Source organism: Schaalia odontolytica (assembly GCF_009730335.1).
In the GTDB taxonomy this organism is placed as follows: Bacteria; Actinomycetota; Actinomycetes; order Actinomycetales; family Actinomycetaceae; genus Pauljensenia; species Pauljensenia dentiphila.
Genome location: NZ_CP046315.1, coordinates 581,032 through 606,412 on the forward strand (window position 1 = coordinate 581,032; position 25,381 = coordinate 606,412).

A 25,381-nucleotide genomic window follows, 5' to 3' on the forward strand; every position below is an offset into this window, starting at 1 on the left:
TGGCTCTGTGGGTGCGTGGAACCTGGTGGTCGAGCTAACTTCCAGAGGATGGTCAGGGTTTGTTGAGCTTTGGGTCTTATGGGTCATTCCGATCATACGTAGTGTGTCTGGTAACCGTCGTGGTCACCACTATGTCCAGGCCGCGCGGATTGAAACGAACCCTACGGAGGATGAATTGATGACGATGTTCCGCGCTAAGTGGGCGCGGGTGGCAGCTAGCGCCTCGGCGCTTGTTCTTGCCGCAACGGGGATAGGCGTCTTTGGCGTCTTTTCGGCCGCGCCCGCCGAGGCTGCCGTCAACCCCAACATTAAGGTTGCGATCAAGCCCCTCGTTCTGTCTGACCAGGACGGAGTGGAGATCCCCGGGGCGGGTGCCCAGGTTGAGGATCCGGTGAGGATGTACGTTGAGTGGGATGCCAGCGATGCCAATCCGCAGCCGGGCGACTCTTTCACGGTCGGGCTGCCGACCACTGGGGCCGCACTGCCTGACATTACGAACTACTACCGTTTCCGCGAGGTTGGGCGTAGCGATCCGCTGATGTTTGAAGGCGTGCAGGTCGGCGAGTGTGTGACCGCCGCCGATGTCATGACCTGTACCTTCAATCAAGCTGTCGCGGCCCAAAGCAACGTCAAGGGCAAGATGAATCAGATGCTCATGGCTCAGAAGGAAACTCCTCTGACCAAGCTTCCTTTCAATGCCAACGGTGTTGAGACTCAGGTTCCCAACCCGAACGATGAGCCCATCACCCAGCGCCTGTGGACCGAGAAGAACGTCGGCAAGTATGCCAACTCCCTCAAGCGCGACTCGACCCAGATCAACTGGCACATTACTGGTTCCGGGCGCCGCCTTTCGGAGCGTTCTGGAATGCCTGCGGGAACCTATGCGAACAAGGTCGTCTTCAACGATGTCCTCGGTGCTGACGGTCAGACGCTGCTGCCTGATGACTCCACCTGGTACGTTCGAGTGGACCCCAAGAGTGCGCCGAACCAGTACCCGACGGTCGCGCGAGTCGGGCAGCCCGGCATCAAAACGACCTACGGCAACTACACGCTGGAGCGTACGATCTCCGCAGACGGCAAGTCTGCGACGGTGACTCTCACCCGTACTGACGGCAACTTCGACCCGGCGATTAACTACGAGATCGTCTACTCCTCGAAGATCGACGGTAACGTCATCCCTGAGAAGCAGTACACGAACAGTGCGACGCTGGTGGGTGACAAGGAAGGCCCGATCACCTCGGCGATCAGCTACCGCGACCCGATCACCTACACCATTGAGATGAAGCCCGGCTACGGTGCCTTCGGCGTGAAGAAGTACGTCCTCGGAGCGCAGGTCGGTGCCGACGCGGGACAGATCCCCGCCGCCACGGCCGTCACGGTTAACGTCAAGTACGAACTTCCCGCTGGCTGGGACCCGGCTCTCCACCCCGAGTGGACCGCTCCCGAGGGCGGAACCAACCCCTACACGATGAAGGTTCCCGTTGAGCAGGGCGTGGCCGGTGTGGCCTTCCCCAAGGGCACCAAGGTGACGCTCACGGAGTCCCTCGACTCCGCACAGCTGCCTGCTGCACTGCGTTGGCAGGGGGAGCCCTCCTTCTCCGTCGGATCCACGAGCGCCGTGAACGAGGTCTCCTTCACCATCGCTGAGAACAACGTCTCTGCGGTCACGCTGACCAACACCGCAGCCCCGGCTCCCGGCAAGATTGCTGTGACCAAGAAGGTTGTTGGTGACATTCCGGCTGGTAAGACCTTCGCTTTCGATTACGTGTGTGACGATGCTGCGAAGACCTCCGGTTCGATCACGGATGTTGTTGCCGGTCAGGCCAAGGAGTCTGCTGAGATTCCCGCTGGTGCGACTTGCACGGTGACCGAGCGTGATGCGTCGGTTGCTGGCTTCACCCTCCAGACCTCCACGATTGATCCTGTGATGGTTAAGTCCGGTGAGGTGGCCTCCTTCGAGGTGACCAACACCTACACCCCGGTTCCGGGCAAGATTGCTGTGACCAAGAAGGTTGTTGGTGACATTCCGGCTGGTAAGACCTTCGCTTTCGATTACGTGTGTGACGATGCTGCGAAGACCTCCGGTTCGATCACGGATGTTGTTGCCGGTCAGGCCAAGGAGTCTGCTGAGATTCCCGCTGGTGCGACTTGCACGGTGACCGAGCGTGATGCGTCGGTTGCTGGCTTCACCCTCCAGACCTCCACGATTGATCCTGTGATGGTTAAGTCCGGTGAGGTGGCCTCCTTCGAGGTGACCAACACCTACACCCCGGTTCCGTCGCCGACCCCGACGCCGAGTGAGACCCCCGGTGGCAACGGCGGTGGAGACCGTCCCAAGCTGGCCAAGACTGGCGCCGATGTGATCGGTGGATCCCTCGCGACCCTGATCCTGCTGGGAGCGGGTGGAGGACTCCTCGCCCTGCGCCGCGCGCGTCACTGATGCGCTCAACGGTTGAGCGAGCGCTCTGAGCGCTGAGCTCCGGACCCCCGGGCCCCACGGGCCCGGGGGTCCGCCGTATCATCCGGGAGAGTTGTTCGGCCATAGCTGGGTAAATAACGCTCATTGTGAAACCTGAGCATATGTGACTCAAGTTCTGTCTCTTCAGGTTGCGGAATAAAAGGTCTGCTCGTAAAGTTGAGTACATCAGACTCAAGGGTCTGTCGGGATCATCCCGGCACGAGACAGCAATGCGAGCCGCTCCGGTGAGACGGAGTCGGCCTCGCCGATGAAAGGAACACACACTATGGCACGTGCAGTCGGCATCGACCTCGGCACCACCAACTCCGCTATCGCCGTCCTCGAAGGCGGCGAACCCACCATTATTCCGAACGCTGAAGGCGCTCGCACGACTCCCTCGGTCGTTGCCTTCTCCAAGACCGGCGAGGTCCTGGTTGGTGAGATAGCCAAGCGTCAGGCGGTCACGAACGTTGATCGCACCATCTCGTCCGTCAAGCGCCACATGGGCACCGACTGGACCACGGAGATCGACGGTAAGAAGTACACCGCGCAGGAAATCTCCGCGCGCATCCTCATGAAGCTGAAGGCTGACGCCGAGGCCTACCTGGGCGAGCCCGTCACCGAGGCTGTCATCACCGTCCCTGCCTACTTCAACGACGCTCAGCGCCAGGCCACCAAGGACGCCGGTCAGATCGCCGGCCTCAAGGTCGAGCGCATCGTCAACGAGCCCACCGCCGCGGCCCTCGCCTACGGCCTCGAAAAGGGCAAGGAAGATGAGCTCATCCTGGTCTTCGACCTCGGTGGCGGCACCTTCGACGTGTCCCTCCTCGAGGTGGGCAAGGATGACGACGGCTTCTCCACCATCCAGGTGCGCGCCACCTCCGGCGACAACAACCTGGGTGGCGACGACTGGGATCAGCGCATCGTTAACTGGCTGATCGACCGGGTCAAGGCCAAGACCGGCGCCGACCTGTCCAAGGACGCGGTCGCCCTCCAGCGCCTGAAGGAAGCCGCTGAGCAGGCGAAGAAGGAGCTGTCCTCCGCGACCTCCACGAACATCTCGCTGCAGTACCTGTCCATGACCGCCGATGGCCCCATCCACCTGGATGAGTCCCTCACACGCGCCAAGTTCGAGGAGCTCACCTCCGACCTGCTTGAGCGCACCAAGAAGCCCTTCCGCGATGTCATGGCTGAGGCTGGCGTGACCGTCTCCGAGATCGACCACGTCGTGCTCGTCGGCGGCTCCACCCGTATGCCCGCCGTCACCGAGGTCGTCAAGGAGCTGACCGGCGGTCGCGAGCCCAACAAGGGCGTCAACCCCGATGAGGTCGTCGCCGTGGGTGCCGCCCTGCAGGCCGGTGTCATCCAGGGTGACCGTAAGGATGTCCTGCTCATCGACGTGACCCCGCTGTCGCTCGGTATCGAGACCAAGGGTGGCGTCATGACCAAGCTCATCGATCGCAACACGGCCATCCCGACCAAGGCCTCGGAGATCTTCTCCACCGCCGAGGACGGCCAGCCCTCCGTGCTTATCCAGGTCTACCAGGGCGAGCGTGAGTTCGCCCGTGACAACAAGCTGCTCGGCACCTTCGAGCTGTCCGGCATCGCCCCGGCGCCCCGTGGCGTGCCGCAGATCGAGGTCACCTTCGACATCGACGCGAACGGCATCGTTCACGTCTCCGCGAAGGATCGTGGCACCGGCAAGGAGCAGTCGGTGACGATCACCGGTGGTTCGTCCCTGTCCAAGGAGGAGATCGACCGCATGGTGCGCGAGGCCGAGGAGCACGCCGCCGAGGATAAGAAGCGCCGCGAAGAGGCCGACATCCGAAACCAGGCTGAGCAGGCCGTCTACGCGACGGAGAAGCTGCTCAAGGACGAGGCCGACAAAATCTCTGAGGAGACTCGCGAGGCCGTCCAGAAGGACGTCGACGCCGTCAAGGAAGCCCTCAAGGGTGACGACATCGAGGCCGTGAAGACCGCCACGGCGACCCTGTCCGAGTCCGGCATGAAGATCGGCCAGGAGATCTACGCCAAGCAGCAGGCCGACGAGGCCGGTGCCCAGTCCGCGCCCGCGCAGGACGACGTCGTGGACGCCGAGATCGTTGACGAGGACAACAAGTGAGCACCGAAGAAACCAACGGTTTCTCGGCGCCCAACGAAGACGCCAACGTCGCCGGGGCCGACTCCTTCGAGTCGGCCCCGGCCGGCCAGGCGGCCGAGAACAACGAGACCGCACTCGGCGCGGATGACGCTGCCCAGGCCTCGTCCGAGGGCTCGGCCGACGACATGAGCGCCTTCGAGGAGCAGATCGAGGACTCCGACCTCGCCACGGCCCTCGAGCGCATCGCGAGCGTTGAGGACCAGCTGGCCCGCGCCAACGCGGAGCTGTATAACCAGGGCCAGGAGTACGCCAACTATGTGCGCCGCTCCAAGGAGGCCATCCCCGGCTACAAGACCGCGGGCCAGGACGAGGTCATCGAGTCGCTCATCAGCGTCCTCGACGACATCGCCGCCGCCCGCGCGCATGGCGACCTGGAGGATGGCCCCTTCGCGTCGATCGCCACGAAGCTCGAGGAGACGCTCAAGACGCGTTTCGAGCTGGAGCGCTACGGCGCCCCGGGCGACGACTTCGATCCCGCCCTGCACGACGCCCTTATGGCGACCACCAGCCCGGACGTCGACCATCCCGTCATCGGGCAGGTCCTCACGAGTGGCTATCGCCGTGGCGAACGCGTCGTGCGCGCCGCGAAGGTGCTGGTGAACAACCCTGAATGACATCGACACGCTCGCAACTGAAAGAGAGGTGACACGCGCGTGAGTGAACAGGAATGGTTCTCCAAGGACTTCTACAAGGTCCTCGGAGTTGACAAGACAGCGGATAAGAAGGCCATCACCAAGGCCTACCGCAAGCTGGCTCGGCAGTGGCACCCGGATCAGAACCCGGGCGACAAGGCCGCTGAGGATAAGTTCAAGGAAATCGGCGAGGCCTACGCCGTCCTGTCCAATGACGAGGATCGCAAGCGCTATGACGCGATCCGCGCGATGGCTAGCGGCGGGGCACGCTTCTCCGCCGGATCGGGCGGCGCGGGCGGCTTCGAGGACCTCTTCGGTGCCTTCGGCGGTGCCGGCGGCTTCGGAGGCGGCGGTCATAACGTGCGCTTCCAGACCTCCGGCATGCCCGGCGGTGGTGGCTTCGAAGACATCCTCTCCGGTCTCTTCGGCGGTGGCGGCGGTGGCGCGCGTTTTGGGGGCGACCCCTACGGTTCGCCCTTCGGCGGAGCCGGTCACGCCCAGCAGGCGGCGCCCACCCCTGAAAAGGGTGGGACCGTGCGCGCGAAGCTTTCCATCTCCTTCCGCCAGGCCCTCAACGGCGCGACCCTGACCATCAAGGTCGGCGGCTCTCCGATCAAGGTCCGCATTCCCGCGGGCATTAAGGATGGCCAGAAGGTCCGCGTCAAGGGCCACGGCAAGCCCGGTATCAACGGCGGTCCCGCCGGCGACCTCGAGGTCGCCGTGACCGTCAAGCCGCATCCCGTGTTCTCGCGCGAGGGCGACGACCTGGTTCTCACCCTGCCCGTCACGGTGTCCGAGGCGATCCTCGGTACCGTCGTCGACGTGCCCATAATCGATGGCAACACGGCCACGGTCAAGGTGCCTGCGGGTTCCTCCTCGGGCTCCGAGATTCGCATGCGCGGCGGGGGAGTGAAGACCTCCAAGGCGACGGGTGACCTGATTGCCCGCGTGGCCATCCAGGTTCCCGCCAAGCCGAGCCGCGACCTCAAGAAGCTCGCGAAGGAGATGGCGACGGCCGAGGGTGACCTCGACGTCCGCGCCTCCCTGTTCAAGGCCGTGGAGGAGTAAGCCATGGCGACGACGGGATCGGACGATGCGATCACGTTCGTCATCTCGGTTGCGGCTGAGCTGGCGGGCATGCATCCGCAGACCCTGCGCCAGTACGACCGTCTCGGCCTGGTGATCCCGGCCCGTACTAAGGGGCGGGGACGCCGCTATACGAAGCGGGACGTGCAGCGTCTGCGCGACGTGCAGCGGATGAGCCAGGAAGAGGGCATCAACCTGGCGGGTATCCGACGTATCCTCGAGCTCGAGCGGCGAGTCGAGGCCTTGGAAGAGGAACGGGACGCTCTGCGTGGGGCGGTCGCCGCGGCCGAGGCTAAGCGCAACCGTGTGTTCGCTGCGTCTGCGGACGGTCAGGTCATGCCGATGCGACGAGGCCAGCGCCCATGGGATAGCTCCTCGAGGTCTGAGGCTCGCTCTGGGGGCTCTCTCACCGTGTGGAATCCGGTGCGGGCGCTCGCGGCGCTCGCCTCCTCCGAGGCTTCGGCGCGTTCGGCCCTTCCGGCTGCGCCGCGATCGAACGCGCGCGCGGTGATTGAAGGGACGATCGTCTCTCGCAGCTAGGACATCGAGACATAAAGGACTGCGGGACCCATCCAAAGGATGGGTCCCGCAGCATATTCGATCGAGGATCCGGGGGCACACAGGATCCCCGACCGAAGCCTGGAACAGGCGACAGGCTTTCGCCTGCTGAACATAGTTTTACCAGGTCACAGCCGGTTTCGATAGTTGATTGTTGGGGTGTGGACCGCTTGGCGCAAACGTGCAGGGGCTGCGTGAAATGTGTGCGTCAGATTCGCTACTATTTTTTGGAAATGCCCTCTGACCTGCAAGTTTGTTGGTGGGTACGCCTTTTCCTTGAAAATGCTCATGTTGTGGGCCGGTGGGACGATGCTCGTGGGTGGCTCATCGGTCGGTATTGACCGTTAGGAAATATCGATGCCATCACAGAGAGATGGCGTGGATAACGTCGGTATGCAATACGTAACTATCTGTGCAGGTCAGATGGGTATCAGCGTGTTGCGCGAGGAAGGCAGTCTGAGAGGTGTCCCTCGTCTGTGTCCTGATAGAAAGGATCGAGATGCGTCAGCGGTGCGACCGATGCCCCGCATGCGTTAACGTGGACGCATGACGAAATCTTCGCATCACCTGTCGGTGCGCTCGCGCGTGGCCAAAGCGGCCGGCGGTGCCGCCCGCTTCGCCTCCCGGGCCCTCGGGCGCGGATCCGGCGGCATGATTGGCGGTGAGGTTGCCATGCGCATCTCGCCGACGTTCCTTTCGGAGCTGGCAGCCCCCTACTCTTCCGTCATCGTGACCGGTACGAACGGAAAGTCGACGACGACGCGCATGGTGCGGGCGGCCCTCGAAAGCGCCGGACCCGTCGCTTCGAACATCAATGGTGACAACATGACCTCGGGCGTGATTACGGCCCTCATGCAGGGTAAGGGGGCGACGCGAGCGGCCCTCGAGGTCGACGAGATGCACGTGCCCGCCGTCGCCGCCGACGTGAAGCCGGCGGTCTTCGTGTACCTGAATCTCTCGCGCGATCAGCTTGACCGCGTCGGCGAAATTGGCTCCGTCGAGCGTCGCCTGCGTGACGGGGCCTCGGCCCACCCGGGCGCCGTCGTCGTCGCCAACTGCGATGACCCGCTGATCGTTTCCGCCGCCGCCGACAATCCGAACGTCGTGTGGGTGGCCGCAGGCGCCGGTTGGGGAGGGGACTCCGCCGCATACCCGCGCGGTGGCCGCGTCGTTCGCTCCGGCGAGGACTGGCACCTGATCCCAGCCTTCGACGGCGAGGAACTCCCTGAGCTCAGCAGCCGTCCTCAGCCTCAGTGGTGGCTCGAGGACATCGAGCTGGCCCCCGAGGGGCCGCGCGCGACGCTGCGTGGACCCGACGGCGTCAGCGTCCCCCTCAAGCTGAAGCTTCCCGGGCGCGCCAACCTTGGCAATGCCGCGCAGGCCGTCGCCGCCGCCGTCGCGATGGGCATTGACCCCGCTGCTGCCGCCGCGGCCGTCAGCAGCGTCGCCGAAGTCGCGGGACGCTACTCCGTCCACGATGTCAACGGACGCAGTGCGCGCCTCATGCTCGCCAAGAACCCCGCCGGATGGCAGGAAGCCATGACGATGATCGACCCGCGCGTCGACCAGGTTGTCATCGGCGTCAACGGCCAGGTGCCCGACGGCCAGGACCTCTCCTGGCTGTGGGACGTCGACTTTTCCGCCGTCAAGCAGCCCGGCCGCCGCGTTGTGACCTGCGGTGAGCGCGGCGCCGACCTGGCCGTGCGCCTCGAATATGCGGGCGTCCACTGCGACCTCATTCCGCTGCCCATGGACGCCCTCGCCGCGTGCGAGCCCGGCCGCGTCGAGATGCTCCTCAACTACACGGCCATGCGCGACTTCAAGGTCCTGCTCGATCGAAAGGAAGGCGCGCGATGAGTGCCTCCACGCTGCGAATCGGCGTCCTCATGCCCGAGGTCCTGGGCACCTACGGTGACAGCGGTAACGCGCTGATCCTCGCCGAGCGAGCCCGCAGGCGCGGCATCGACGCCGAGGTCGTCCACGTCGGCTTGACCGAGGAGATCCCGGACAGCCTAGACATTTACACTCTCGGAGGTGGCGAGGATACCGCCCAGGCGCTCGCGGCCGACAAGTTCCGCGGCACCTCCGGTCTCGCCCGCGCCCTCTACGCGGGGCGCCCGCTCCTCGCGATCTGCGCCTCCCTGCAGGTTCTCGGCCACTGGTACGAGGATGCTCGGGGCGTGCGCGTTCCCGGTATGGGCGTCCTCGATATTACGACGCGCCCACAGGGGCACCGAGCGATCGGTGAGCTCGTCTGTGAGCCCGTTCTTGACGGCCTTACGCAGACTCTGACGGGTTTCGAGAATCACGGGGGCGGCACCGTTCTCGGCCCAGACGCCTCCCCGCTGGGACGCGTCATCTCGGGCGTCGGAAACGGCACACCCCAGGGAGAGGAAGCGCCCGAGGTGCGCTATGACGGCGCCGTTCAGGGGTCCGTCATCGCCACCTACATGCACGGCCCCGCTCTCGCCCGTAACCCCGAGCTGGCGGACCTGCTGCTCGAGCGCGCCACGGGCGCAACGCTGGAACCACTCGACGTGCCGGGTGTCGCCGAGCTACGCAAGGAACGGCTGGCCGGCATTCAGCTGTCCTGACCTCGCCTCAGCCTCATTCATCCGTCGCCGATTCCCGGCGGGGGGCGGCGACGCACAATCTGGTCCTGTCGCGCTCTGGTTGCGGGACTCTAGTATTCTGAGCTCGATCTTCCATCAGAAAGGCATAGACATGTCGAATCCCTCCTACGGTCCCGCGGACCAGCAGAACGCGGTGCCCACGAACGGCATTTCCTACCCGGGTGCCGCAGCCCCGCAGGGCTACGGTGCTCCCGCGCCCGTGGTCATGTCGAAGCTGCCCGGTCGAGGCGGCGCCATCACCACGCTCGTTCTCGGCGTGGTACTCATGGTTTTCATCGCGCCGATTGTCTTCTTTGCCACGATGATCGCCGGTGTGGCTGGCACCGATGGCAACGCGGTCAAGGGTGGCACCACCGCCAACGGCAGCGTCGTCACTGTGACCGCGGATGGCATCTTCATGGTGCGGGCCGACGCGCACAAGGACCCCTCCTGCTCGCTGATTGGCGCAGATGACAAGAGCTACGAGCTGGAACCCTACGCTGGCAGCGAGGACGTGTATCTGGCAGAGAACCTGCCCGCGGGCTCGTACGTGCTGCAGTGTGACGGCATCGCCAGCGGCGCGAACATCACCGCATTCAACGCATCGCCTGAGGTCGTGACAAAGGTCTTCGCCATGCCCTTCGTGTGGGGCACCGTTGTCGGTGTTGTCGGCCTGATTCTCCTGATCGTCGGCATCGTTCTCCTGGTGAAGGTGAACGGCAAGCGCCGCCGCATCACGCAGGAATCCATGCTGAGCGCCGTGCGCTGACTCGGATTCCGACAAGGGGACGAGGCGGGGGGAACTATCCCGGGCCTCGTCCCCTTTGTGGTTCCCTCTGGCGTTTTCCCCCACGGCAGGAAACAGCGTACGATCGAGGGTTATCTGAGCGTTCCAATCGCGTCGGCGCACTGTTCAGTCTGCCTGCCGCATTGTTATGCTTAAGCAAAGTTTTCTTCAGGAAGGCACGCACATGTCGAATCCCCCCTACGGTGTCCCGGGCGATCAGGGCACACCCTGGCCCCAGTACGGTGACAACGGAGCGGGAGCTCCGATGCAGGGTATGCCGATGCAGGGTATGCCGATGCAGGGAGGGCCTCAGAACTTCCAGGGTTACGGTGGTCCGGCCCCGATGCCGATCGTGAAGGGCCCCAGCAAGGCCCCCGGCACCATTCTCATCGTCCTGGGCGTCCTCGCGTCTTTTGTCGCCGCTCCCATCCTTTTCTTTGTCCTGTGGTTCCAGGGCGTCACGGATATGGCTGGCGCTCTGGCTCAAGGTGCCACCTTCTCGAATGGCGGCACCGTTGAGGTCGGCGGAGCCGGCAGCTACATGCTCCAGATCTCGGGCGGCGAGGCAACTACGTGCAAGATGATTGACTCGGGCAACAACGTGTACGACATGTCCCCGTTCCAGAGCGACAAGTCGCTCTACTACATCGACGGCCTGAACAATGGCACCTACACGGTCCGCTGCGAAGGTGTCGACCAGAAGGCGTCCATGACGGGCATGAGCGTGAGCCCCAATGACTTTACGAACACGGTCGGCTTCGCATTCCTGTGGAGCACCGTGGTTGGCGTCACCGGTGTCGTCCTGCTGATCGTTGGTATCGTCCTCGTGGTTCGAGCCGGCAGTAAGACCAAAGAGCTTCAGCAGCAGGCCATGATGTCAGCGATGTACTGACCCATGTAACGCGATCAGGGGCGAGGCCCGGACAGACTCTCCGGCCTCGCCCCTTTTTCGCACCGGCACCACCACGAGGAAGGACACCATGCGTACCCTGTCTTTCACGGGAGAACGCCAGCTTCGATACCCGGCCCCCGACGTCGCGCGTGGCTTTATGCTCGCGCTCATTGCGCTGGCAAACGTCCCCTTTTGGCTGAGGTACTTCCCGGAGGCGCCTCACGCCGGGCATGCGGCGCTTGCGGCGATGGGCAGCGCCGACCAGTGGTGGTACCTGGCGCGGACCCTGTTCGTTGACCGCAGGGCCTACCCGCTGTTCTCGATCCTGTTCGGTTTCGGCATGGCGATCATGGCCTCGCGCACGATGGAGCGTGAGCGCCGGGCCGTCATGGAGACCTTCACTGCCGAGGAGGTTGCCGGCTGGCATCCCGTCCAACGACAGATTGTCGAGGAGAACGTCGAGCGTTATGCGCGCCGCACGGCCTCGCGCCTGATTCGCCGTCGCGGCTGGTGGATGCTGGCCTTCGGCTTGGTGCATGCTGTCTTCTTCTCGGGTGACATCATCGGGGCGTATGGCCTGGTTGCGGTGGTTTTTGCTGAGGTGATCGTCATGACGCGCGCATGGGTGCGTGTGCTGGTCGGCGTACTTGTTGGCTCCTTGAGCCTGCTGGGAATCTGGTCGATGGCGGCGTTTATGGGCCGAGAAGCGATGATGTTGGAGTTCCACGATCCTGTATCGCTGGACGCGGGGTATCCGCTGGTGTCTGTTGCCTCCTGGCTCATCGCGACGCCGATGACTGTCCTCACGGCTCTGGTGGTTCCCTGCGTCATGATCGGCGTGGGCGTGGCGCGCTGGGGCCTCCTCCAGGACCCGCGTGGGCGTGGGGCGTTGCTGTCCGGAATTGCGGCGTGCGGCCTGGGGATCGGAGCGCTCGGAGGGTTGCCTTTCGCGCTCATGCAGCTGGATTGGGCGTTCGCCGGCTCGGCCGCCTGGTCTTACCCGCTGTTCCACGCCTCGGGGGTCGCGGGTGCGTGCGGCTGGCTGGCGCTTCTGGCCCTCGTGGGTGGCGGCCCACGCGAAAAGCTGGGCACCGCGTGCGCCTTCCTCAGCGCGATCGGTCGCCGTTCGATGACCGCCTACCTGTCCCAGACGCTGCTCTTCATCCTCATCTGCGGGTTGTCAATCTCCTTCGGTGTGCGCTCGCTGGGCGTCGCCGTGTCCGGACTGATTGCGCTCGTCGTGTGGGCACTGATCGGCCTGGGCTGTGTCATTGCCGAGGCAATGGGATCTTCGCGCGGTCCCGCTGAGTGGGCGCTGCGCTGGCTGGTCGCGAAGAGTGCCAAGAAGAGGCCGATGCCGGTCTTCGTTCCCGTTCCCGTCGTTCGCTCGGATGTGTCCATAGGAGTCACGCAGGCCTCGTCGTTCCCTGTGGCTCCGGTCCCCGCATCGGGTGTCGAGCCCAATGGGAATGTGCAGGGGAGTACGTGCGACAGCGAGTGAACTTTTCCTATTTAATAGAAATAAGCTCTACTTGCAAGGGCTATGTAAAAATGTGAGAGACTACACATTTAGCATGGAGGGATGTGAACTCTGCCGGGTGAGCTGCGACGACGGTGATGCGCCGTCTTATTGTGCATCCCCTCCGCGGGGCTGAATCTGTCAGGGGCGTTGGTTTTTCGCGGTTTCTGCGCTACTGTGAAGTTACCAAGACACGTGCTGGTAACACGATGAGGTGAGCTGAGGAGGCGCCAATGGGTATGCATGTGCAGACCGCTGTCAGGGGTGATCGGCGCGCTCTCGCCCCATCGGTAGCGACGCAGTGGCGCGTCACCAATCATCGGCGCGACTAGGGGTGCATCATGGGCTGGCTATGGCGGGCGGATGTCGACGGCGGGACCGATGGTGAGGAGACTCCTCGCCGCCGCGAACTGCCGGACGATACCGCCCCTGATATGGAACAATGGGGAGGTAGCAATGCAGCACCTCCGGAAGGAATTGTCACGGGTAATTCGGAGTTTGAAGCCAATCGTTTCGATATGGTTCGTCCCATCACGCAGGAGCGCTTAGGACTCCTTTTTGATTCTGAGGGGTGGGCGTGGCGTATCGATAGCGATGGAGACCTCTGCGGTTTTTGGGAGGGGCATCTGTTCTGCTTCCGCTTCCTCGGAGACTCGCGCGAGGTGCTGTCGATCGTTGCCGTCATGAAGAGCCTCGTTCCCATTGAATGTGGTGAGGATCTGCGTGACTTCCTGCAGGCGTGGCACGGCGAGTTCCTGTGGCCCAAGGCCTACGTTGCTGATCAGGACGAGGGAGACCGTGTCGTCGCCGAGGTGAATGCCGATTACGAGTATGGCGCGACGGATGCGCAGCTCGTGCAGCAGGTGATGTGTGCGCTGGCGACAACCCTTCAGCTTTTCCGCGCGCTCGAGGAGCGCTATGGCCTCGATGATGATGAAGGGCCCGGTCCTGCCGGCGGTCATCAGCGCGGGTTTGATGGCCCTGCCTGGCTTCCCGAGAGCTGACTCACATCCCCCTCAAAATTGAAGTTGAGTGGAATAGACTCAATTTCAGCTTCGTTGTGTCTGTCAGAAGGCGTTGACTGTCTCGACGCCACCAGACAAACCATTTGGAGGAGTGATTTCATGGCACGTGAAATGACGACAAAGGCGCAGGAGGCCGTCTCCTCTGCGCTTCAGGCTGCCGGTGCAGCCGGTAACCCGCAGGTGGAGCCCATCCACCTGCTGGAAGCACTGATCGAACAGCGCGAAGGCATCGCGCTCTCCCTGCTCGAGGCCGTTGGGGCCGACGTTCGCGCGATCGGCGCACGCACTCGCAATGCCCTCGTGGCGCTCCCGAGTGCGCAGGGCGCATCCGCCGGAAGCGCCCAGCCCTCGAACGCTCTGCTCGCGGTCGTTCGCGACGCCGGCGAGCGGGCTGAGGCTGGCGGCGACCAGTACATCTCGACCGAGCATCTGCTCATCGCGCTGGCTGCGTCGCAGACCGAGGCGGGTCGCATCCTCGCCCAGGGCGGCGTCGAGGCCGACGCGCTGACTCAGGCTCTCGCGCAGCTGCGCCCCGATCCGATCACCTCGGCGGACCCCGAGGGGTCCTTCGAGGCCCTGTCCAAGTACGGGCGCGACCTCACGGAGGTGGCGCGCGAAGGCAAGCTCGATCCGGTTATCGGCCGTGACAACGAGATTCGCCGCGTTGTGCAGGTCCTGTCCCGTCGTACTAAGAACAATCCTGTTCTGATCGGCGAGCCCGGCGTCGGCAAGACGGCCGTCGTTGAAGGCCTCGCCCAGCGCATCGTCGCGGGCGACGTCCCGGAGTCCCTGCGCGACAAGCGCCTCGTCTCCCTTGACGTTGCGTCGATGGTCGCCGGCGCGAAGTACCGCGGTGAATTCGAGGAGCGCCTGAAGGCGGTTCTGTCCGAGATTTCTCGCTCAGACGGGCAGATCATCACCTTCATCGACGAGCTGCATACCGTCGTTGGTGCGGGTGGCGGCTCCGAGGGTGCGATGGACGCGGGCAATATGCTCAAGCCCATGCTCGCCCGCGGCGAGCTGCGCATGGTCGGTGCGACGACTCTCGATGAGTACCGCGAGAACATCGAAAAGGATCCGGCGCTGGAGCGTCGTTTCCAGCAGGTGTTCGTCGGCGAGCCTTCGGTTGAGGACACCGTTGCGATCCTGCGCGGTATCGCGCCGAAGTACGAGGCTCACCACAAGGTGACCATCTCCGATGGTGCGCTCGTTGCTGCGGCGACCCTGTCGAACCGCTACATCACGGGGCGCCAGCTGCCCGACAAGGCGATCGACCTGATCGATGAGGCGGCCTCGCGCCTGCGCATGGAGCTGGACTCCTCGCCCGTCGAGATCGATGAGCTGCGCCGCAGCGTGGATCGCCTCCGCATGGAGGAGTCCTACCTGACCGAGTCCGATCCGGAGGGCCTGGATGAGGCTACCCAGGAGCGGCTGAGCAAGCTGCGCGCCGACCTCGCTGACCGCGAGGAGAGCCTGCGTGCTCTGACGGCTCGCTGGGAGGCTGAGAAGGCTGGTCACAACCGTGTTGGTGAGCTGCGCGTCCAGCTCGACTCGCTGCGTACCCAGCTGGACCTGGCCGTGCGCGAGGGGCGTTGGGAGGAAGCCGGGCGCCTGCAGAACGGTGAAATCCCGGCAGTCGAGCGTCAGATCGCCGAGGCTGAAGCGCAGGCTGAGGAGCAGGATGCCCGTAGCGACGACGAGCCGATGATCGCCGAGAAGGTCGGCCCCGCAGAGATCGCCGAGGTCATCGAGGCGTGGACCGGAATTCCGACGGGTAAGCTCCTGCAAACGGAGACGGACAAGCTCCTGCACATGGAGGATGAGCTCGGAAAGCGCCTGATTGGTCAGAAGGAAGCCGTGCGTGCGGTGTCCGATGCGGTCCGTCGCTCCCGCGCAGGCCTGTCCGACCCGAACCGTCCGACCGGTTCGTTCCTTTTCCTCGGCCCGACGGGCGTGGGTAAGACGGAGCTGGCCAAGGCGCTCGCGGAGTTCCTCTTCGACGACGAGCGTGCGATGGTGCGTATCGACATGTCCGAGTACTCCGAAAAGCACTCGGTGGCGCGCCTCGTCGGCGCCCCTCCGGGGTACGTGGGCTACGAGCAGGGCGGTCAGCTGACCGAGGCGGTGCGCCGTCGTCCCTATTCCGTGGTTCTGCTGGACGAAGTCGAGAAGGCCGATCCTGAGATTTTCGACATTCTTTTGCAGGTTCTGGATGATGGACGTCTCACTGACGGACAGGGGCGGACGGTCGACTTCCGCAACACCATTCTGATCCTCACCTCGAACCTCGGATCGCAGTTCCTGGCGGACCCGGACTTGACACCCGAAGAAAAGCGGGAGTCTGTCATGTCTGTCGTATCGGTGGCCTTCCGTCCGGAGTTTCTCAATAGGCTGGATGAGACGGTCATGTTTGACGCTCTTACCCGTGAAAATCTGGGTGAGATCGTCGATTTGCTCGTCGCGTCGCTGGAGTCTCGTCTGCGCGAGCGTCGCATCGGATTGACAGTAACCGAACCGGCCCGTGGATGGCTCGCTCGAGTCGGCTATGATCCGGCCTTCGGAGCGCGCCCGCTGCGCCGCTTGATTCAGCGCGAGATTGGCGATCGACTGGCCAAGCTGCTGCTCAGTGGAGACGTTCAAGATGGTCAGAATGTGACAGTTGACATCAACGATTCCATTGACGGGCTTGTCATGAATGTTGATAAACCCTGAGATTGCGCGGTACACTGACTACCAGTGTGTTTTTCGGGCGCTCGGTATGTGGTGCCCGCAACAGCAGGAGATGATATGACAACCCAGAGGAAGGCCCGTGGCGCCTACTCCGTAGGACAGGCGACGCGTGAATCCATCCTCTCGGCAGCGATGGTTCTGATTGCAGAGCGAGGCTATAACGGCTTTTCCCTGCGTGACCTTGGTCGCCGAGTCGGCATTTCGCACCCCGCGGTGGTCTATCACTTCCCCTCGAAGGAAGCCATCCTGCGCAGCGCGATTCAGCGTCACGAGGAGATGAACGCACTCTTCGACGTTTCCATTAACGACGAGACCGAAGGCGGGTTCGACGAGGGCGGTATCACCGTGGGCTCGTTTGTTGACTGGGCAGTCGGGGAAATGCGCTTCGCCATCAAGCCCGGCGCCGATGCGGCCATCGCACTGGACTGTGTCCTGTGGGCGGAGTCCTCCTCTGAGGCGCACCCTGCACACGCACACTACAAGTACCGCACCCAGCAGATGGAGGAAACCCTCACTGCGATGATCCAGACCTTCGTGGAGGAGGAGGGTGCCGAAATCGGTACGACTCCTCGTACGCTTGCGAGGATCCTCATTCGCTACTGGTACGGCTCCGTCGTCTCGGCTCGTTACAACGACGAGCCGATCGACGCTCGTGAGTTCGTCGCGGACTTCCTCGCTGTGTGTGTGCAGCTCCTGCGTCTGCCTGCGCACTACGTGCTGCAGCTCGGGGCCTCGGTCCCCGAGGAGGTCGCAGAAGTTTACGCGCGCACCCTGCGTAAGATCAGTGAAAAGACCACAGCAGCCGCCGAGGCAGGTGTGGCTCCGGCTCCGGAGGCCACCGCGTGATCGGCCCACTGCCATCCTTTGATGTCGCCCTCGTCCTTCGTGTCGGGGGCGACGTCGTCTATACGTACGGAGACGTCGATCGCGTTTTCCCGCTCGCGTCGGTAACCAAGCCGATCGTCGCGTGGTCGGTGTTGGTCGCGGTCGAACGAGGCCTGATTTCCCTCGATGATCCCGCGGGTCCCGAGGGTTCGACGGTCCGGCACCTGCTGGCTCACGCCTCGGGCCTGCCGTTCGAGGGGCGTCGCCCCGTCGCTGCTCCGGAGAAGCGACGGATCTACTCGAACGAGGGCTTCGACGTCCTCGGTGAGGTGATCGAGGCTGCGACCGGCGTCGGCATTGCGCAGTGGGTGCGCGAGACGGTCTTTGAGCCGCTCGGCATGGCGACGGCCGATATTCCCGGTAGCCCCGCTCATGCGGGGGTTGCCAGTGCGTCCGACGTCAGCCTCTTCGGTGCCGAGCTCGCACGCCCAACGTTGCTGAGTGGACCCTTGGCTGCGCTTGCCGCTCTGTCGCAGTTTCCTGCGCTCGCTGGCGTTGTGCCCGGCTACGGGCGTTTCAATCCCTGCCCGTGGGGCCTCGGCCTCGAGATTCGCGGTGAGAAGTCGCCGCACTGGACCGCGCCCGACGCCTCCCCGCGCACGATCGGGCACTTCGGACAATCCGGCTCGTTCGTGTGGGCGGACCGTGACCTTCGTGCCAGCGCCGCCTTCGTTGGCGCGGAGCCTTTCGGGCTGTGGCATCACGACAACTGGTCAGCCCTCAATGCAGAGTTGCTGCGCCTCGCGCGCGAGCACGCCTAATCGATACGGAACGAGGCCTGGGCGCGCGCCCAGGCCTCGACCCATATCGGCCGGCTGAGTTCCGGCCTCGTTCGCCTCTTAGTCGACGTCGACGATGACGGGCACGTGGTCGGACGCTCCCTTGCCCTTGCGCTCGTCGCGGTCGATCTGTGCGCCGCTCACGCGCGCAGCGAGGGCCGGCGAGCAGTAGGCGAAGTCGATGCGCATGCCCTCGTTCTTGGGGAAGCGCAGCTTCTGGTAGTCCCAGTAGGTGTAGTTTGTGACGCGCTCGCGCGTGACCTCAACCCAGCCGTCCGCGGCGAAAGCGGCGAAGGCCTCGCGCTCGGGCGCCGACACGTGCGTGGCTCCCTCGAAGGCGCTCATGTCCCACACGTCCTCGTCCAGGGGGGCGACGTTCCAGTCGCCGACGAGGGCGATCAGGGCGCTCGGGTCGGTGAGCCAGCCGCGGCCCTGCTCGGCGAGGTTCGCGAGCCACTCCAGCTTGTAGGCGTAGTGCGCGTGCGTGAGCTCGCGGCCGTTGGGCACGTACAGGCTCCAGATCGTCATCGACGAGGCCTGCCTATCCTCGGAGGGGAGTGTGTTAGTCGTGTCGATGGTGACGCCGAGCGCGCGGGCCTCGACGACGGGCGGCTCGCCGAAGGCGGGCTGGGTGGGGAAGTGGTCCTGCACATCCAGGATGGGCAGACGGGAAGCGACAGCGACGCCGTTCCACTGGTTGAGACCATGGATGGCGACGTGGTAGCCGGCCTCCTCAAAGGCTTCCGTCGGGAACTGGTCGGGGCGGCACTTAATTTCCTGCATGGCCAGCACGTCCGTACCAGAGCGCTCGAGGAAAGCAATAACGCGGTCGACGCGCGTGCGGATGGAGTTGACATTCCAGGTCGCAAATCTCATGGGGTCGAGCCTATCGGCGGGGGAGAGAGGAGGCCGCGTGAAACACGCGTGAAACAAGCCTGATCGGTGTGAGTTGTGTGTGAGCTTATTTAGAGTGATAATGATTCTCACCGACAACATAGCTAGAAAAGGCACTCGAATGTCACACCTGCGACGCATCAGCACGGCTGCGCTCGCCCTCTTCCTGGCATTGACCCCCGCCGCCGCGTGGGCCGGTCCCGACCAGGACAAGGAATGGATCGTTACCGGACAGCACGTTGATGCACCCATCCCCGTCTGGCATGACGACACCAACAGCTTCTCCCTGAACACCATCAACATGCCGATGGAGAAGACCGCTCTGTGGATCCCCAAGGCGTGGACCGGCACGAGCGACAAGGATGAGGCGAAGTCGCAGCTCGTCATCCCCGCGAAGCGCCCTGACCTGGCCTTCCTGGGTGCCGAGGGCACCGTCCTCAACGCCGCCCCGCAGAACCCCGGCCCCGGTAACACGCCCATCTGGGCAGGCCTCGGAGCCGGCGAAATCGGAGACACCGACAAGTTCGAGGGCGAGACCTACACGCTCGACCTCATCAGCGTCGACGGTCCGGGCCGCATGGAGATGTTTATCGACAACGGCGACAGCGTGAACCGCTTCCTCTCCAGCCATGACACTGCCTACCGCAGCGTCTACAATCCGCGCCACACGCACCTGTACACGACCTTCACGCAGCCGGGTCGCTACGTCGCGAACTACAAAATGACAGCGCGAAGTGCCGACGGGAGTGCCATCTATTCCTCGCCGATCACGCCACTGGTCTGGCAGGTCGGCGGTGCGAACCCCGCCAACGGCACCATCAAAGATATTGAATCCGCCTATAACGGAGCCCGCGCTGAGCGCGGTGACGGCAACTCCGCGGCGCCCACGCTCACCCTGTCCCACCACGCTGAGCGTGAGCATCCCGGCGACAATCACCTGACCGACATTACGATCGATACGGGTGTCACCACCGACACGGGGCGTGCGTGGATCACCGTCAATGGCTACTTCCTGACCGAGGTCGCCGTCGAAGGCGGCCGCGCGACGGTCTCCGAGCTGCTGGGCGCCGATGCTGCTGCCGTTCAGGCGATCTACGTCCCCGGCGACTCCGCCTCGGCTCGCTGGATCTCGCAGACCGTTCAGTACTCACAGCGGGAGACCGAACCCGTCACCGTCGGCGGCACAGACACGATCCTCGGCCCCTCCAACCCGGACCCTGCACCCGTGTGGAACCCGGACCACCTGCCGATCTCCTCGCGCCGCGTCGAGGTCTCCTACGACCTCATCCCCGGCTCGACCGACCAGTACACCGCCACGGTGCGCGCCAACGACCCGACCCTGCGCGCCACCTACAAGATCGAGTTCCTCGAATCCAAGTGGGATTTCAGCCCCTGGTGTTCGATGGAAGGCACCCTGGGCGCGGGAGGCATGGACTCCAAGACGCAAGACCTCGGCGTGTGCCAGTCGGATCCGATGTACATGCGCGTCACCCTGAGCCCGCACCCCCTCTCCGACGCGGTCATGACCGTCGCCGAGGCCTCCGATGTCACCGTCGGTTCCCACGTGGGCCTCACCGCGATGCTCAAGATGCGTGACGGCATCGCCGCCCCCGAAGAGCCAGAACCCGCTCCTCAGCCGACTCCCGATCCTGCTCCCACCCCCGATAACGGCGGAAACGACACGACCCCGGACCCGGCCTCGTCCCTGCTGAATGATCCCGTGGAGATCGCGCGCGGACACCTGGACGTGCGCCTGACTCAGGCGAGCGGAGGCAACGGTCTTACCTACGGCCTGGCCGTTAAGGACGACTCCCTGACCAACGCTCGCACCTCCGTGCTACGTACCGTCGGATCCACGACCCTCGGGGTCGCCCCGAACGCGCGCTTCGTACGTCCCGCGTCTCTGTCTGACCCGAGCTACGACGTGCTCGGCCCGGTGGGCACCGCCACATACGTGCTGCCGGAGACGCAGAAGAGCGACATCGTGTGGCCGGGCCTATCCACCGAGGGCATCGACTACGCTGCCCTGCCCGAGGGCGCCGACCTGACCCTGCACCTCGCGCAGGCCCCCGAAGGCGCCCGCGTCGCATTCTTCCAGGGCGGCACCTTCGGTGCGGGCGCGAAGGTCCACTTCGACTCGTCCAAGGGCGACGGCCTCGTCCACACGACCGAAGCGACGCACATGCACGGCAACTGGGTATTCAGTGCGCCCGGCACCTACCGCATCGAGGTGGGCGCACGCAGTGGCGAACGCAGCCTCGTCGAGCCCCAGTCCTTCACGGTGATCGTCCGATCCGGACACCACAATGAGCAGCCCGCACCGGTCGAGGAAGAGCCCGTTCCGACGCCGTCGCCCGGGCCCTCCCCGGTGCCTGAGCCGGTCCCCACCCCGGCACCCGAGCCGACGCCCGCCCCCGCGCCGAGCGTGGATCCCGCACCCGCGCCGAGCGTGGATCCCGCACCCGCCCCGAGCCTCGATCCGACTCCGGCCCCCGCGCCGACCGCAGATCCTGCACCCGCTCCGGCTCCGAGCGTGGACCCCGCTCCGGCTCCCGCACCGACGACGGACCCGGCTCCGGCTCCCGCACCGACGACGGACCCGGCTCCGGCTCCCGCACCGACGACGGACCCAGCTCCGGCTCCGGCCCCGATTGCTGACCCTGCACCGATGCCGCGCCCCTTCCCGTCTCCCGCTCCCACTGGCGGCCCGGTTCGAGTGCCCGCAGCGCCCGCGACAAACGCAGGTACCCCGGCCTCGTCCGGCGCGACCCGTTCCGCAGCCCCCGCTGCGACCGGTGGTAGCGCGACCGGCACTCCGGCCGCTCGCAGCAACGGAGCGGCAAGTGGAACAACCGGTGCGGCCAGTTCGGCACCAGTGACCGCCCCGAAGGCGGTTCCTGCGCCCGCCCCGTCCGCGAGCCCCTCGGCTGCGCCCCAGAGCGGTGCGCAGAGCGGTGAAGTCGCGCAGAGCGGTGGCGTGCCTGCCCCCGAGAACGGGACGGCCGACGCATCGGGCGCCATGCCGATCGCCGCGGCCGCCGAGACCGGCCGATCGGGTGGATGGAGCCCCTACTGGCTCGTCCTGCTCGTCATCCCGGCGGCCCTCGCCGGCGGTGGAGCCGGATACCTGATCCGGACCCGATGACATGGTAAGCCGGGGTGGGACGCACGCGCGTTCCCGCCCCGGCTTCGTGCTGCGCGCACCATGCGGCGCTAGACTTCCCCCATGGGAACAGCGCTGGTCACCGGAGCAACCTCCGGCATTGGTGAAGAATTCTGTTGGCAACTGGCCGCCGCGGGCCACGACCTGGTGCTCGTCGCGCGCAACGAAGACGCCCTGTGCGCGCTCGCGGACTCGCTCGCGAACGTCGCCGGCGTGCGCGCCGAGGTGATCGCCGCCGACCTGTCCACCGACTCCGGCTGCGGACGCGTCGCCGCTCGCCTTGACGTGGGAGGACCCGCAGAACGCGACAAGCCTGACCTGGCTCCCGTGGACCTCCTCGTCAATAACGCCGGCTTTGGATTGGGAACAGAGTTCCTGGACAACAGCCTTGAGAATGAAATCAAGGGCCTGAACGTCATGGTCCGCGCCGTCATGACCCTGGCCCACCACGCCGGCATCTCCATGCGCTCGCGCGGACGCGGCGCCATCCTCAACGTCGGCTCTGTCGCCTCGCGCACGGGCGCGGGCACCTACTCCGCCCACAAGGCCTGGGTCGTCGCCTTCACCGAGGGCCTCGCCGCCGAGCTCAAGGGATCTGGAATCACGGCCACAGTCGTGTGCCCCGGCCCTGTCGACACACCGTTCTTCGAGCGCGCGGGCGTCGACATGCGTGCAACCCCCTCCTGGCTCATGGCCAGCCCCGAGCAGGTCGTCACGGAGGCCCTCGACGCCGTGCGTGCGGGCCGCGTTCAGGTCACCCCCACCATCCCCTACAAGGTCGCCATGGGCACCATGAAGCTGGCCCCGCGTTGGGTGACCGCGCGCGCCATGCGCTCCGTCCCCCACATGTGAGGGCGCGCGCACAGATACGAGGCCGGGGCCGGGTTCACGCAGAACCCGGCCCCGGCCTCGTCAATGCATGCGGAGAATCAGGCCAGGCCGATGTCCTCCAGGCCCAGCGCGTAGAAGTACGGGAAGCCCTCGGCCTCGATACGCTCCTTCGCGCCCGTCGCGCGGTCGACGATGACGGCGACGGCGACGACGTTCGCGCCGGCCTCGCGCAGTGTGAGCGCGGCCTCCAGCGGGGAGCCGCCGGTCGTGGACGTGTCCTCGAGGACGACGACGTTCTTACCCACGACGTCCGGGCCCTCGATGCGGCGCTTCATGCCGTGATCCTTCGCGGCCTTACGCACGACGAATGCGTCCAGGTCCAGGCCGCGCGACGCTGCGGCGTGCATCATCGCGGTCGCGACGGGGTCGGCGCCCATCGTCAGGCCGCCGACGGCCACGTACTCCTCGCCCACCGCGAAGCCGGACTCCTCCAGGAGGTCCAGCATGACGTGGCCGATGAGGGGGGCCGCCTCGTGGTGGAGGGTCGATCGGCGCATGTCGACGTAGAAGTCGGACTCGCGCCCCGACGCCAGGGTGACCTTCTCGTGGATGACGGAGAGTTCCTGGACGAGGGTGGCCAGGCGCGCCTTGTGGGAATCGTTGGTCATGGGTGTTCCTTCCGGATCGGTGTGGGTCAGTGCGCCGCCTCGACGAGCTCGATGAGATCGCCGATGCCCTCGTGGATGCCGAAGGGGCGGAACGGGAAATTGTTGATGTCCTCGCGGGCCGTGGAACCTGACAGGACCAGGTGGGTGCGCAGGCCGGCCTCGACGCCAGCGCGCACGTCCGTGTCCATGCGGTCGCCGACCATTGCGGCGCTCTCGGAGTGCGCGCCGATCTTGTTCAGGCCAGCGCGGATCATGACGGGGTTCGGCTTGCCGACGAAGTAGGGTTTCTGCCCGGTCGCCGCCGTGATCATCGCCGCGATGGCGCCGCAGGCGGGGAGGGTGCCCTCGTCGGAGGGGCCAGACACGTCGGGGTTGGTCGCGATGAACTTCGCGCCGCCCTCAATGAGGCGGATCGCGTGAGTCAGCGCATGGAAGTCGTAGGAACGCACCTCGCCGAGCACCACGAACTCGGGATCGATCTCAGTCATGACGTATCCCGCGGAGTGGATCGCGGTGGTCAGGCCGGCCTCTCCGATGACGTACGCGGTTGAGCCGGGCGACTGCTGGTGCAGGAACGCGGCCGTCGCGTTCGCGGAGGTCCAGATGTTCTCTTCGGGGATGTCCAGGCCGGAGTTCGCCAGGCGTGCGGACAGGTCGCGGTTCGTGAACACCGAATTGTTGGTGAGGACCAGGAAGGGGATGTTCTTCCCGCGCAGAGCGGCGAGGAACTCGTTCGCGCCCGGAAGCGCCCGATTCTCCTTGACCAGGACGCCGTCCATATCGGAGAGCCACGCGGTGACGGGAGGCAGATCGGTTAGGGGTGTCGGTTCGTGCGTCAGGGCAGTCATGCCTCCATTCTACGGTGCCGCTAGGGTGGGATCCGTGAACGAGTTCGAAAACGGGTGTGACATCGCGCGTGATGGCGCGTGCGGGAACGACGAGGCCTGGGCTGCGCAGTCCGGGCAGGTCGGGGTCGGTCCGTGGCCGGGTGGGGAGGCCGCCTGGCCGGTCGGCGAGTACTACGATCGGGAGCTCCTGAAGGCGGGGGATCGGCGCAACGTTGAAGACCGCTACCGCTACTGGACGATGGACGCGATTCGAGCGGACATTGCTGCCCGCTCGCTGCCCTTCGAGGTGGCAGTGGAGAATCTCGATCACGACTTCAACATCGGGTCGATTGTGCGAACGGCGAATGCCATGGGTGCGCGCCGCGTGCACGTCGTGGGGCGCAAGCGGTGGAACCGACGCGGCGCGATGGTCACCGACCGCTACCTGCCGGTGGATCACCGTCCCGAAGTGCGTGAACTCGTGGAGCATTGCTCGAAGGAAGGCTTGACACTCGTCGGCGTCGACAATGTTGAGGGGTCCGTCGCGCTCGAAGGCGCGGTGCTGCCGGAGCGCGCGTGCCTCGTCTTTGGATCCGAGGCTTCCGGATTAAGCGAGGAGATGATCCGGGCGTGCGATATTGTCGTCGCCATTACTCAGCGCGGCTCGACTCGGTCCATGAATGTTGGTCATGCTGCCGCGATCGTTATGTGGGCGCACGCGTCGCGTCTGGAGGGCGCGGAAACCTCATGACTTGTAGGCGAAGTATCAAACTGAAATCCCTCAATTAACCCGGTTGGCCGATATTCTCGCTGACCCACCGATCTTTTTCCGTTTCTATTGTTTTTATCCTCCGATCTTTGATGCTATGTGCAA

Annotated in this window: 20 protein-coding genes; 17 read left to right on the forward strand and 3 right to left on the reverse strand. The window is 65.0% G+C overall.

What is annotated here, in order from left to right:
• Window positions 1-178 precede the first annotated feature (178 nt).
• From FOC40_RS02545 to FOC40_RS02610, 14 genes are all read left to right on the forward strand, one after another.
• On the forward strand, window positions 179-2,440 hold the full coding sequence (locus FOC40_RS02545) for a DUF5979 domain-containing protein (protein WP_155844110.1): 2,262 nt from the start codon (window positions 179-181) through the stop codon (window positions 2,438-2,440).
• A 304-nt stretch (window positions 2,441-2,744) separates the two neighbouring features.
• Complete coding sequence (gene dnaK, locus FOC40_RS02550) at window positions 2,745-4,580, forward strand: molecular chaperone DnaK (RefSeq protein WP_003793768.1); 1,836 nt, start codon at window positions 2,745-2,747, stop codon at window positions 4,578-4,580.
• Window positions 4,577-5,233 (forward strand): nucleotide exchange factor GrpE, encoded by a 657-nt coding sequence (locus tag FOC40_RS02555; RefSeq protein ID WP_003793766.1) that lies wholly within the window; start codon window positions 4,577-4,579, stop codon window positions 5,231-5,233. Before dnaK ends, FOC40_RS02555 begins: the two co-directional genes overlap by 4 nt.
• Before the next feature lie 39 nt (window positions 5,234-5,272).
• A complete protein-coding gene (locus FOC40_RS02560; RefSeq protein ID WP_003793763.1) occupies window positions 5,273-6,319 on the forward strand; it encodes a DnaJ C-terminal domain-containing protein in 1,047 nt (348 codons plus the stop codon).
• 3 nt (window positions 6,320-6,322) lie between these two features.
• Window positions 6,323-6,877 carry a heat shock protein transcriptional repressor HspR gene (locus FOC40_RS02565; protein WP_003793762.1) on the forward strand — a complete coding sequence of 185 codons (555 nt, stop codon included), beginning with the start codon at window positions 6,323-6,325 and terminating at the stop codon, window positions 6,875-6,877.
• A gap of 564 nt (window positions 6,878-7,441) precedes the next feature.
• Window positions 7,442-8,752, forward strand: a complete 1,311-nt coding sequence (locus FOC40_RS02570; protein WP_003793756.1) for a Mur ligase family protein — start codon at window positions 7,442-7,444, stop codon at window positions 8,750-8,752.
• Entirely contained in the window at window positions 8,749-9,489 is a 741-nt protein-coding gene (locus tag FOC40_RS02575) for a type 1 glutamine amidotransferase (RefSeq protein ID WP_003793754.1), read from the forward strand. Before FOC40_RS02570 ends, FOC40_RS02575 begins: the two co-directional genes overlap by 4 nt.
• Window positions 9,490-9,619: 130 nt before the next feature.
• The gene (locus FOC40_RS02580) at window positions 9,620-10,276 is read left to right on the forward strand and encodes a hypothetical protein (protein WP_231126050.1); all 657 of its coding nucleotides are present in this window, start codon (window positions 9,620-9,622) and stop codon (window positions 10,274-10,276) included.
• Window positions 10,277-10,478: 202 nt separating this feature from the next.
• Entirely contained in the window at window positions 10,479-11,186 is a 708-nt protein-coding gene (locus FOC40_RS02585; protein ID WP_231126051.1) for a hypothetical protein, read from the forward strand.
• A gap of 88 nt (window positions 11,187-11,274) precedes the next feature.
• Window positions 11,275-12,687: a DUF418 domain-containing protein gene (locus FOC40_RS02590; protein ID WP_003793747.1), complete on the forward strand. Its 1,413-nt coding sequence runs from the start codon at window positions 11,275-11,277 to the stop codon at window positions 12,685-12,687.
• 359 nt (window positions 12,688-13,046) lie between these two features.
• The gene (locus FOC40_RS02595; RefSeq protein WP_050755223.1) at window positions 13,047-13,709 is read left to right on the forward strand and encodes a YbjN domain-containing protein; all 663 of its coding nucleotides are present in this window, start codon (window positions 13,047-13,049) and stop codon (window positions 13,707-13,709) included.
• A gap of 120 nt (window positions 13,710-13,829) precedes the next feature.
• Window positions 13,830-16,442 (forward strand): ATP-dependent chaperone ClpB, encoded by a 2,613-nt coding sequence (gene clpB, locus FOC40_RS02600; protein ID WP_039929121.1) that lies wholly within the window; start codon window positions 13,830-13,832, stop codon window positions 16,440-16,442.
• A gap of 75 nt (window positions 16,443-16,517) precedes the next feature.
• Window positions 16,518-17,306, forward strand: coding sequence for a TetR/AcrR family transcriptional regulator (locus FOC40_RS02605; protein WP_003793742.1), 789 nt, complete (start codon window positions 16,518-16,520; stop codon window positions 17,304-17,306).
• Entirely contained in the window at window positions 17,303-18,106 is an 804-nt protein-coding gene (locus tag FOC40_RS02610; protein WP_003793740.1) for a serine hydrolase domain-containing protein, read from the forward strand. Before FOC40_RS02605 ends, FOC40_RS02610 begins: the two co-directional genes overlap by 4 nt.
• A 78-nt stretch (window positions 18,107-18,184) precedes the next feature.
• Here FOC40_RS02610 and FOC40_RS02615 read toward each other — a convergent pair whose 3' ends face one another.
• Window positions 18,185-19,000, reverse strand: a complete 816-nt coding sequence (locus tag FOC40_RS02615) for an exodeoxyribonuclease III (protein WP_003793738.1) — start codon at window positions 18,998-19,000, stop codon at window positions 18,185-18,187.
• Between the two features lie 139 nt (window positions 19,001-19,139).
• Between FOC40_RS02615 and FOC40_RS02620 the strand changes: the two genes are divergently transcribed.
• Both FOC40_RS02620 and FOC40_RS02625 read left to right on the forward strand, forming a co-directional pair.
• Window positions 19,140-22,163: a choice-of-anchor M domain-containing protein gene (locus FOC40_RS02620; RefSeq protein WP_155844111.1), complete on the forward strand. Its 3,024-nt coding sequence runs from the start codon at window positions 19,140-19,142 to the stop codon at window positions 22,161-22,163.
• Between the two features lie 81 nt (window positions 22,164-22,244).
• Window positions 22,245-23,033, forward strand: a complete 789-nt coding sequence (locus tag FOC40_RS02625) for an SDR family NAD(P)-dependent oxidoreductase (protein ID WP_003795798.1) — start codon at window positions 22,245-22,247, stop codon at window positions 23,031-23,033.
• Window positions 23,034-23,110: 77 nt separating this feature from the next.
• On the opposite strand, the gene pyrE is transcribed toward FOC40_RS02625, so the two are convergent.
• Window positions 23,111-23,680, reverse strand: coding sequence for an orotate phosphoribosyltransferase (gene pyrE / locus FOC40_RS02630; protein ID WP_003790773.1), 570 nt, complete (start codon window positions 23,678-23,680; stop codon window positions 23,111-23,113).
• A 26-nt stretch (window positions 23,681-23,706) separates the two neighbouring features.
• A complete protein-coding gene (locus tag FOC40_RS02635) occupies window positions 23,707-24,528 on the reverse strand; it encodes an HAD-IIA family hydrolase (RefSeq protein ID WP_003795797.1) in 822 nt (273 codons plus the stop codon).
• Here FOC40_RS02635 and FOC40_RS02640 point away from each other — a divergent pair.
• Window positions 24,527-25,258 (forward strand): TrmH family RNA methyltransferase, encoded by a 732-nt coding sequence (locus FOC40_RS02640; protein WP_003795796.1) that lies wholly within the window; start codon window positions 24,527-24,529, stop codon window positions 25,256-25,258. The two genes, FOC40_RS02635 and FOC40_RS02640, sit on opposite strands and share 2 nt — an antisense overlap.
• The last annotated feature ends 123 nt before the right edge of the window (window positions 25,259-25,381 follow it).

Bases quoted from the DNA above. Each gene is read 5' to 3' on its own strand.
- FOC40_RS02545 (WP_155844110.1), top strand. From the start codon at position 179: ATGACGATGTTCCGCGCTAAGTGGGCGCGGGTGGCAGCTAGCGCCTCG.
- dnaK (WP_003793768.1), top strand. From the start codon at position 2,745: ATGGCACGTGCAGTCGGCATCGACCTCGGCACCACCAACTCCGCTATC.
- FOC40_RS02565 (WP_003793762.1), top strand. From the start codon at position 6,323: ATGGCGACGACGGGATCGGACGATGCGATCACGTTCGTCATCTCGGTT.
- FOC40_RS02570 (WP_003793756.1), top strand. From the start codon at position 7,442: ATGACGAAATCTTCGCATCACCTGTCGGTGCGCTCGCGCGTGGCCAAA.
- FOC40_RS02575 (WP_003793754.1), top strand. From the start codon at position 8,749: ATGAGTGCCTCCACGCTGCGAATCGGCGTCCTCATGCCCGAGGTCCTG.
- FOC40_RS02580 (WP_231126050.1), top strand. From the start codon at position 9,620: ATGTCGAATCCCTCCTACGGTCCCGCGGACCAGCAGAACGCGGTGCCC.
- FOC40_RS02585 (WP_231126051.1), top strand. From the start codon at position 10,479: ATGTCGAATCCCCCCTACGGTGTCCCGGGCGATCAGGGCACACCCTGG.
- FOC40_RS02590 (WP_003793747.1), top strand. From the start codon at position 11,275: ATGCGTACCCTGTCTTTCACGGGAGAACGCCAGCTTCGATACCCGGCC.
- FOC40_RS02595 (WP_050755223.1), top strand. From the start codon at position 13,047: ATGGGCTGGCTATGGCGGGCGGATGTCGACGGCGGGACCGATGGTGAG.
- clpB (WP_039929121.1), top strand. From the start codon at position 13,830: ATGGCACGTGAAATGACGACAAAGGCGCAGGAGGCCGTCTCCTCTGCG.
- FOC40_RS02605 (WP_003793742.1), top strand. From the start codon at position 16,518: ATGACAACCCAGAGGAAGGCCCGTGGCGCCTACTCCGTAGGACAGGCG.
- FOC40_RS02615 (WP_003793738.1), bottom strand. From the start codon at position 19,000: ATGAGATTTGCGACCTGGAATGTCAACTCCATCCGCACGCGCGTCGAC.
- FOC40_RS02620 (WP_155844111.1), top strand. From the start codon at position 19,140: ATGTCACACCTGCGACGCATCAGCACGGCTGCGCTCGCCCTCTTCCTG.
- FOC40_RS02625 (WP_003795798.1), top strand. From the start codon at position 22,245: ATGGGAACAGCGCTGGTCACCGGAGCAACCTCCGGCATTGGTGAAGAA.
- pyrE (WP_003790773.1), bottom strand. From the start codon at position 23,680: ATGACCAACGATTCCCACAAGGCGCGCCTGGCCACCCTCGTCCAGGAA.
- FOC40_RS02640 (WP_003795796.1), top strand. From the start codon at position 24,527: ATGCCTCCATTCTACGGTGCCGCTAGGGTGGGATCCGTGAACGAGTTC.
- FOC40_RS02635 (WP_003795797.1), bottom strand. From the start codon at position 24,528: ATGACTGCCCTGACGCACGAACCGACACCCCTAACCGATCTGCCTCCC.